The sequence below is a fragment of the Ideonella sp. A 288 genome (assembly GCF_002198735.1).
Taxonomy (GTDB): domain Bacteria; phylum Pseudomonadota; class Gammaproteobacteria; order Burkholderiales; family Burkholderiaceae_C; genus Pseudaquabacterium.
The window spans coordinates 1-7741 of record NZ_MWLO01000031.1 but is presented as its reverse complement, the minus strand read 5'-3'; the positions used below and the strand labels follow the sequence as shown (position 1 = coordinate 7741).

Sequence of the window (7741 nt, the reverse complement as noted above, 5' to 3'; positions counted from 1 at the left end):
GCCCCCTCCCTGATCCGCCGCGACACCTCGGCCTGGCGCCTGCAGGTGTGGATCTCGTTCGGCCTGGCCGCGTCGCTGTGCGCCATCGGCCTGGCCTGGCTGCCGGGCGACGACCTCGACCGCGCCTTCATGGTGATGGGCTACGTGTTCTGCCTGTCCACCGCCTTTGCGCTGGCCAAGTACATCCGCGACAACCAGGCCGGCCGCGTCGACACGCCGATGTGGAAGCTGGTGGTGTGGACCGGCTTCGCCTTCGCGATGGCGCTCACCGCGTGGGGCCTGTGGCGCATGACGATCCAGCCGGTGTGGAAGGCCTACCTGACGGTGAGCTGGCTGTTCCTGATCTCGTCGGTGTTCACGCTGGCCAAGACGCTGCGCGACGCCTACGACGCCGACCTGCTCGAAGCCCGGCTGGCCGGCCGTCGCGAAGCCTCGGCTGCGGCCGACACGGCCTCGGCCTGACCTTCCCCCGTCCCTTTCACCTCAGGAGATCACGACCATGACGACCCTTGCCCTGCGATCCCTCTGCGCCGCGCTGGCCACCAGCCTGCTGCTCACCGTGGCTGCCCCGGCATCGGCGCACCGCCCGCCCAATGCGTCGGAAGCCAGCGCCGCGCTGTCGCTGCTGCCGGTGGCGGTGGTGGTGGTCGCGCCGGCCATGCTGCTGAGCGGCGGCGCGATGCTCACCGTGGTGGCCGTGCAGGCCTCGGCCACCGGCACGGTGTGGGTGCTCGAACGTGCCTCCGACGGCGCCCGCCTGTCGGTGGAACTGGTGGGCGGCGCGGTGCTGTCGGTGGGCACCGGCGTGGCGGTGATCGCGATGGGCACCGGCTGGCTGCTGTCGGCCGCCGGCCAGGCCATCGCCTTCATCCCCAACGAGATCGGCGCCTCGCTGCTTTACAACGAGCGGGTGACGCGATGAGCAGGCTGCTGCGTCGCGCGGCCCGCTGTGCCGCATTGGCCACGGCTTTGGCCACTTCACTGGTCGCTCCGCTGTCTCACGCAGGCCGCCCGTGCGAGGAGCACCCGACCGAGGCCCGCGCCGTCGAGCGCGGCATGGACCTGGCGCTGCGCACCTCCCGCGCGCTGGACGCCACCGGCGCGCAGGTGCTGGTGCTGGCCCGCGCGGGGCAGGACCTGTCGAAGTACCAGCTGCGCTGGTCGCACCTGGGCTTCGCCTACCGCGACGCCGACGGCCCGCGCCCGGTGTGGCGCGTGCTGCACAAGCTCAACCAGTGCGGCAGCGCCGAGGCCTCGCTGTACCGCCAGGGCCTGGGCGAGTTCTTCCTCGACGCGCCGCACCGCTACGAGGCCGCCTACGTGGTGCTGTCGCCCGAGCTGCAGGCCCGGCTGCTGCCGCTGCTGAAGGACAACGCCCGCGTGGCGCGGCTCGATGAGCGGCGCTACAACATGCTGGCCTACCCCTGGTCCAGCGACTACCAGCAGAGCAACCAGTGGGCCCTCGAGACGCTGGCAGCCGCAGCTGATGGCGCCGCCACCCGGGGCCAGGCCCAGGCCTGGCTGCGCGCCAAGGGCTACGAGCCGACCACGCTGCACCTGGGCGCGCTCACGCGGCTGGGCGCGCGCGCCACCGCGGCCAACATCGCCTTCGACGACCACCCCAATGCCAAGCGCTTCGCTGACCGCATCGAGACGGTGACCGTCGACTCGGTCTTCGCCTGGCTGCCGCGCGCCGGCCTGGGCGGCGACGCGATGACGGTGCGCTGAGCGGCCTCGAGCGTGGCCCCCGTCACACCGGATGCGCCATCGCGTCATCCGCGGCCGATACAGTCGACACCTCGCCGAGCAGGAGCCCTCGTGAGCCACCCCATTGAGCACCCGAACCAGTTCGCGCTGCTCCGCCAGCGCCGCTTCGCGCCCTTCTTCTGGACGCAGTTCCTGGGTGCCGGCAACGACAACCTGTTCAAGTTCGCGTTCACCGTGCTGGTCACCTACCAGCTGCAGGTGGCGTGGCTGCCGCCGTCGCTGGCCGGGCTGGCCATCGGGGCGCTGTTCATCCTGCCCTTCCTGCTGTTCTCGGCCACCAGCGGCCAGCTCACCGACAAGCACGACAAGACGGCGGTGATCCGCTTCGTCAAGAACCTCGAGATCGGCATCATGGTGCTGGCCGGCGTCGGCTTCATGACGCAGCAGGTGGGCGTGCTGCTGGGCTGCGTGTTCCTGATGGGCCTGCATTCCACGCTGTTCGGCCCGGTGAAGTTCGCCTACCTGCCGCAGCACCTCACCGAGCGCGAGCTCACCGGCGGCAACGGCATGGTCGAGATGGGCACCTTCGTGGCCATCCTGCTGGGCAACGTGGCCGGCGGCCTGCTGATCGCCGTGCCCGGCACCGGGCCCACGCTGGTGGCGGTGTCGTGCCTGGCGCTGGCGGTGCTGGGGCGCGTCACCGCGCAGCAGGTGCCGGCCTCGCCGGCCACCGACCCGGGCCTGCGCATCAACTGGAACCCGGTGACCGAGACCGTGCGCAACCTCAAGCTCGCGCACGGCAACATCGTCGTCTTCCGCTCGCTGCTGGGCATCAGCTGGATGTGGTTCTTCGGCGCGGTGTTCCTGAGCAACTTCCCGGTCTTCGCCAAGGACGTGCTGCACGGTGACGAGAAGGTGGCCTCGCTGCTGCTGGTGGTGTTCTCGGTGGGCATCGGCGTGGGCTCGCTGCTGTGCGAGGTGCTCTCGAAGCGCCATGTCGAGATCGGCCTGGTGCCGGCCGGCGCCATCGGCATGAGCGTGTTCGGCATCGACCTGTACTTCGCCTCGAGCGGGCTTCCCGCCTCGGCCACGCTCACCGTGGGCCAGTTCCTCTCGCAGCCGGCGCACTGGCGCGTCCTGGTCGACCTGGCGCTGCTCAGCGCCAGCGCGGGCCTGTACAGCGTGCCGATGTACGCGCTGATCCAGCTGCGCAGCCAGCCCACGCACCGGGCGCGCATCATCGCGGCCAACAACATCCTCAATGCGCTGTTCATGATCGTCAGCGCGGTGGCCGCGGGCGCGATGCTCAAGAGCGGCTTCACGGTGCCGCAGGTCTTCCTGGCCACGGCGGTGGCCAACGTGGTGGTGGGGGCCTACATCTTCCTGCTGGTGCCCGAGTACCTGCTGCGCTTCGTGGCCTTCATCGCCACGCGCTGCCTGTACCGCTTCAAGGTGCGTGGCGACGAGCACCTGCCCACCGAGGGCGCGGCCATCGTGGTGGCCAACCACGTGAGCTTCGTCGACGCCATCGTGCTGATGGCCGCCAGCCCGCGGCCCATCCGCTTCATCATGGACCACCGCATCTTCCAGGTGCCGGTGCTGGGCTGGCTGTTCCGCCTGGCCAAGGCCATCCCGATCGCGCCGCAGAAGGAAGACCCGGCCGCCTACGCCGCCGCCTTCGAGGCCGCCGACCGCGTGCTGGCCGAGGGCGACCTGCTGGGCATCTTCCCCGAGGGCGGCATCACCCGCGACGGCGAGCTGCAGCCGTTCAAGGGCGGCGTGATGAAGATCCTCGAGCGGCGCCCGGTGCCAGTGGTGCCGGTGGCCTTGCAGAACCTGTGGGGCTCGTACTTCTCGCGCGTCGAGGGCGGCACGGCGATGGTCAGGCCCTTCCGGCGCGGTGTGTTCAGCCGTGTCGGCCTGGTGGCGGGGCCGGCGCTGCTGCCGGCCGAGGTCAGTCCAGAGGCCTTGCGCACCCGCGTGGCAGGCCTGCTGCACAGCTGAGTGGCCGGCATGCTGAACCTGTCCCCTTCCGCCTGGCGGCGCGTGCTGCCCTTCGCGCTGTTCATGGTGCTGCTCGGCCTGCGCGGCATGGTGCCGGCCGACGGCAGCTGGGGCATCGATGCGCGCTGGGTCTACGGCGTGTCGGTGCTGGCGGTGGGCGGCTTGCTGCTGGCCTGGCGGCGCGACTACGGCGAACTGGGCCGGCAGAACCTGCCCGGCGCCGGCGAGCTGGCGCTGGCCGTGGCGGTGGGCCTGGGCGTGTTCGCACTGTGGATCCAGCTCACGGCGCCGTGGATGCTGCTGGGCGAGCCCACCGCCACCTTCCGGCCGCTGGATGCCAACGGCCAACCGCAGTGGCCATTGATCGCGGTGCGCTTCATCGGCGCGGCGCTGCTGGTACCGGTGATGGAAGAGCTGTTCTGGCGCTCGTTCCTGATGCGCTGGATCGAGGCGCCGCGTTTCGAGGGCGTCGACCCGCGGCGCGTCGGCCTGAAGGCCATCGTGCTGTCGACCTTCGTCTTCACCCTGGCCCACCCGCAGTGGCTGGCCGCCGTGCTGGCCGGGCTGGCCTACGCCGGCCTGTACGTGCGCACCGGCCGGCTGTGGACCGCGGTGATCGCCCATGCGGTGACCAACGGCGCGCTGGGCGTGTACGTGGTGATGTCGGGGCGCTGGGAGTTCTGGTGAGAATGGGAATATCGCGCCCTCTCGAGCGGGGCGACAGCGGCATGCCAGCAGGGCCCGACTGGCGGTTCGCGGTACATTCTCGCCACCCGGGCCATGGCGTCATGCCCCAGTCGACCCCTTGGCGTTAGACCTCATGCAACGTCAGTTCGAACTCAGGTATGACCGCGCCCTGGTTCGGGCGGCCGTTTTTGCATTCTGGGCAAGAGCAATCGGCCTCATGTTCCCGCTTGCCACATTTGGCCTTTTACTTGTGGTGGCCTTTCTTGTTTCCCGCGGAGACAGGAGTTGGACAGTTGGTGCGCTCGCCACATTGGTGGCGGTTGCTTGCCTGTTGATAATCGCCATCTTCGTAGTGCATTATCTGAACGTCCTAAGGAAGCTTCAAGACCTGAATGGCCGAGGTGCAATGTTGACCGTAGCGGAGAGTGCTTTCACGATCCAATCGGCTGGAGGCTCGGCAACGCAACCTTGGGCCTCTGTCCGTGAAGTCTGGAAGTTCCGTCACTTTTGGCTTCTTCTGTTCTCCCGCTCCCACTTCATCACCATTCCTGTCCACGACCTCAGCCCCGAGATTCAGGAGTACATGCTGAACAGGCTGTCGGACGCAAAAGCCAGAGTTCGGTGAGGCCGACATGTCGGTCAATCTGAGGCGCCACGTCAGGCAGGCCGTGCGATCGGCTTGGTCAACTCGGCCGACTTCAGATCGCAAGGCTGATGAGCGTGGCGCCGTTGGCCTGAGACTCACGCCAGTGCAGAGGCAAGCGGTGCGTCAGGGAGATCGAGCAGACGTTCGTGTGGTGGTCTGCATGGCCGCCATGGTGGCGATTGAGCACAGCCCGGCGATCAACGCCTTCCACAGCCGATTGAACCAGGTCGGCAAGCCCAAGAAGGTGGCCTTGCGCGCGCAAGCTGCTGACCATCCTCAACGCCATGCTCCGAGATCGGTCCAATTGGAATGCCGCGTGGCATCTGCCGATCACGGCCTTGGCCGTGCCTTGAGGACAGTGGCTAGCGATTGAACGACGCGCGCAGCCGCTCCCAGCGCCGCTGCACCGCCCGCCGCGCCACGCGGCCCGCGCGCCAGGCCCACGAGGCGCGCACGCGGGCGATCACGCTGTCTTTCCAGGCCACCCAGCGGGTGTAGGCCGACGCGAACCAGGCCAGGCGCATCAGCGCCGGCCGGGTGAGCGTGAACAGCCGCGCGACGATGGCGGTGCCCACCAGCTTGGCGATGACGATGACGCCGGCGCCCAGCAGCGCGTGGCCGTGCGACAGCAGCCACAGCGCGGCCAGCTTCACCGGCAGCAGCAGCACCGTGGGCAGCAGGAAGATCGCCAGCGCCGGGCCCGGCGGGAGGCGGCCGATGGCGGCCTCGATCTGCCGCAGCACCGGCAGCCGGCCCACCCAGGCCAGCACGCGCTGCAGCGGCTCCCAGCCCCATTCCTCGAACAGGATCACCAGGCCCAGCAACCCGGTGGCGAGGTGGCGCAGGCCACGCCACACGGCCTGTCCCAGCGCGCGCATCATGGCGAGGGCCCAGGGGAGATCACGCCGGCGGTTGCACCGGCGCCGGTCCGCGTCGCCCCCGGCCCCGCCTCCGCGCGGCCCTGCGCCTGGGCCTGCTGCCGGGCGATGGACATGCCGCGCGTCGTGGGCCGACGGGGCCCGGCCGTCAGGCCGCCGGCACTGCCGTGGCCACCGGCGCGCTGGCCGCCACCGCCGCACGCAGCAGGTGCAGCCATTCCGCCAGCCGCTCACCTTGCAGGTAAGCCCGGCCACCGCCGTCGGCCGGGCCGCGCGGGGCATCGGCGCGCAGCGCCAGCGTCTCGAACAGGCCGCCCTCCAGGCTGTCCTGCCCCACCATGTACAACCACTGCTGGCCGCGGTGCGAGCCGTTGCCGCGGCGCGGACGCCAGGGCACGCCCACCTGCAGCACGAGCTCGGTGTCGGGCGCCGGTGCGCCCTGGGCGTCGGCCATCACCCACTGCAGCGCCGGGCCGGAACTCAGGCGCTGCGACAACTGGGCCTGGTCGCCGGCATGCGCGCAGACGATGGTGACCTTCGAGGCGCCACTGGCCGCCCAGTCGTCGAGCTGGGCCTGCATGGCGCCCACGGTGGCGTCGGCCAGCGGGCTGCCAGGGTCGGCCGGGTCGCTGCGGTGGCAGGCGGTGGGCAGCTCGCGCAGCGCGGTGCCCAGGCGCCACTGGTCGGCGTCCGACAGCCAGCCGCTGCGCTGCCAGCCGTCCAGCAGCTGGGCGATGCGGCCGAGCAGGCGGTCGTGCGCCTGCCGCTGGGGCGACTCCAGCGGCACCAGACGCTCGCTGTGCACGCGCGGGGGCAGCTGGTCTTCGACCTCGCTGCGCAGGCGCTGCAGCATCACCCGCGACAGGCCGATGTCGAGCGCGTCGAGCTCGGCCTCGTCCAGCGTCAGCGCGCCGTCGCGCACCGCGCGGATGCGGCGCAGCGCGGCCAGCGGGCCCAGGCGCTGCACGTCGAGCCAGTCGACGAGGGTCTCGAGCAGCGCGTGCTGGTCGGGCCGCAGCACGTCGTCGTCGGCCACCAGGCCGGCGGTGATGACCAGCGCCTGCGGCGCCGACACGGCCGTCCAGCCGGGCACCTGCATCGGCTCGTCGACGATCACCAGCTCGGGCGCCCAATGCGCCAGGTGAGCGGCATCGCTGTCCAGTGCCTCGGGGCCCATGATGCGCACCTCGGCCGGCACCGACCACTGCGCCTGGCGCTGGTGCATGCCGCCTTCGATCACCTGGGCCGGCATCGTCAGCGATGCGCCGGCAAAGCGCTGCCACGAGCGCTGCCAGCTGGCGCGGCGTGCGGCCGCGCACAGCACCAGCACCCGGCGCACGCCGAAGTGGCGGCGCCACAGCGTGGCGGCGGCGATGGACTGCACGGTTTTGCCCAGGCCGCGCTCGTCGGCGATGAGGGCGCGGCCGGCCACCACCGAGAACAGCGCGCCCTCGGCCTGGAAGGCCGGCAGCGGCACCGTGAGCACCCGCTGCAGCGCTGGGCTGACGGGGCCGGCCGGGTACGCCGCTTCCAGCGCCAGCAGGCGGTGGCGCGCGTCGCGGTGCGCGGCCAGGTGCAGCCACACCGCCTCGTCGACGACCAGCCTGTGGCCGGCGTCGGCGGCGCCGCGCAGCAGCATCGGCAGCGCGCCGTCGTCGTCGCAGTCGAGGTGGCCTTGCGCATCGAGCCGCGCCGCCGCGGCGTCGAGCAGGGCGGGCGGGCAGGTGTGGCCGGGCTGCCAGGCGATGTGCCGCGCGCCGTCGGCCTCGACCAGGGTGAGCGTGCTGTGCGCCGGGTGCTGGTGCTGTGCGCGGCCGCA

Annotated in this window: 9 protein-coding genes; 6 read left to right on the top strand and 3 right to left on the bottom strand. The window is 71.1% G+C overall.

The genetic code is table 11. From position 1 onward, the window contains the following. The 6 genes from EOINJALH_RS01520 to EOINJALH_RS01495 all read left to right on the top strand — a co-directional run. Nucleotides 1-462, top strand: a 462-nt coding sequence (locus EOINJALH_RS01520; RefSeq protein WP_310732242.1) for a YiaA/YiaB family inner membrane protein, incomplete at its 5' end; no start/stop codon positions are given. A 37-nt stretch (nucleotides 463-499) separates the two neighbouring features. After that, nucleotides 500-922, top strand: a complete 423-nt coding sequence (locus tag EOINJALH_RS01515) for a hypothetical protein (RefSeq protein ID WP_088278544.1) — start codon at nucleotides 500-502, stop codon at nucleotides 920-922. Beyond that, nucleotides 919-1728 (top strand): DUF2145 domain-containing protein, encoded by an 810-nt coding sequence (locus EOINJALH_RS01510; protein WP_088278543.1) that lies wholly within the window; start codon nucleotides 919-921, stop codon nucleotides 1726-1728. The genes EOINJALH_RS01515 and EOINJALH_RS01510 overlap by 4 nt, the downstream gene beginning before the upstream one ends. Before the next feature lie 90 nt (nucleotides 1729-1818). Beyond that, nucleotides 1819-3711: an MFS transporter gene (locus tag EOINJALH_RS01505; RefSeq protein WP_088278542.1), complete on the top strand. Its 1893-nt coding sequence runs from the start codon at nucleotides 1819-1821 to the stop codon at nucleotides 3709-3711. 9 nt (nucleotides 3712-3720) lie between these two features. Then, entirely contained in the window at nucleotides 3721-4398 is a 678-nt protein-coding gene (locus EOINJALH_RS01500; RefSeq protein WP_088278546.1) for a CAAX prenyl protease-related protein, read from the top strand. 133 nt (nucleotides 4399-4531) lie between these two features. Beyond that, nucleotides 4532-5023: a YcxB family protein gene (locus EOINJALH_RS01495; protein WP_088278541.1), complete on the top strand. Its 492-nt coding sequence runs from the start codon at nucleotides 4532-4534 to the stop codon at nucleotides 5021-5023. A 73-nt stretch (nucleotides 5024-5096) separates the two neighbouring features. Here the strand turns inward: EOINJALH_RS01495 and EOINJALH_RS01490 are convergent, their stop codons facing one another. The 3 genes from EOINJALH_RS01490 to EOINJALH_RS31555 all read right to left on the bottom strand — a co-directional run. After that, nucleotides 5097-5324, bottom strand: a complete 228-nt coding sequence (locus EOINJALH_RS01490) for a hypothetical protein (protein ID WP_158219608.1) — start codon at nucleotides 5322-5324, stop codon at nucleotides 5097-5099. 82 nt (nucleotides 5325-5406) lie between these two features. Next, complete coding sequence (locus EOINJALH_RS01485; RefSeq protein WP_310732241.1) at nucleotides 5407-5925, bottom strand: hypothetical protein; 519 nt, start codon at nucleotides 5923-5925, stop codon at nucleotides 5407-5409. A 145-nt stretch (nucleotides 5926-6070) separates the two neighbouring features. Beyond that, the coding region (locus EOINJALH_RS31555) for an SNF2-related protein (protein WP_088278539.1) at nucleotides 6071-7741 on the bottom strand (1671 nt) is incomplete at its 5' end.

What these genes read in the sequence shown, in the direction of transcription:
- EOINJALH_RS01485 (WP_310732241.1), bottom strand. Translation starts at nt 5,925, where the DNA reads ATGATGCGCGCGCTGGGACAGGCCGTGTGGCGTGGCCTGCGCCACCTC.
- EOINJALH_RS01515 (WP_088278544.1), top strand. Translation starts at nt 500, where the DNA reads ATGACGACCCTTGCCCTGCGATCCCTCTGCGCCGCGCTGGCCACCAGC.
- EOINJALH_RS01495 (WP_088278541.1), top strand. Translation starts at nt 4,532, where the DNA reads ATGCAACGTCAGTTCGAACTCAGGTATGACCGCGCCCTGGTTCGGGCG.
- EOINJALH_RS01500 (WP_088278546.1), top strand. Translation starts at nt 3,721, where the DNA reads ATGCTGAACCTGTCCCCTTCCGCCTGGCGGCGCGTGCTGCCCTTCGCG.
- EOINJALH_RS01510 (WP_088278543.1), top strand. Translation starts at nt 919, where the DNA reads ATGAGCAGGCTGCTGCGTCGCGCGGCCCGCTGTGCCGCATTGGCCACG.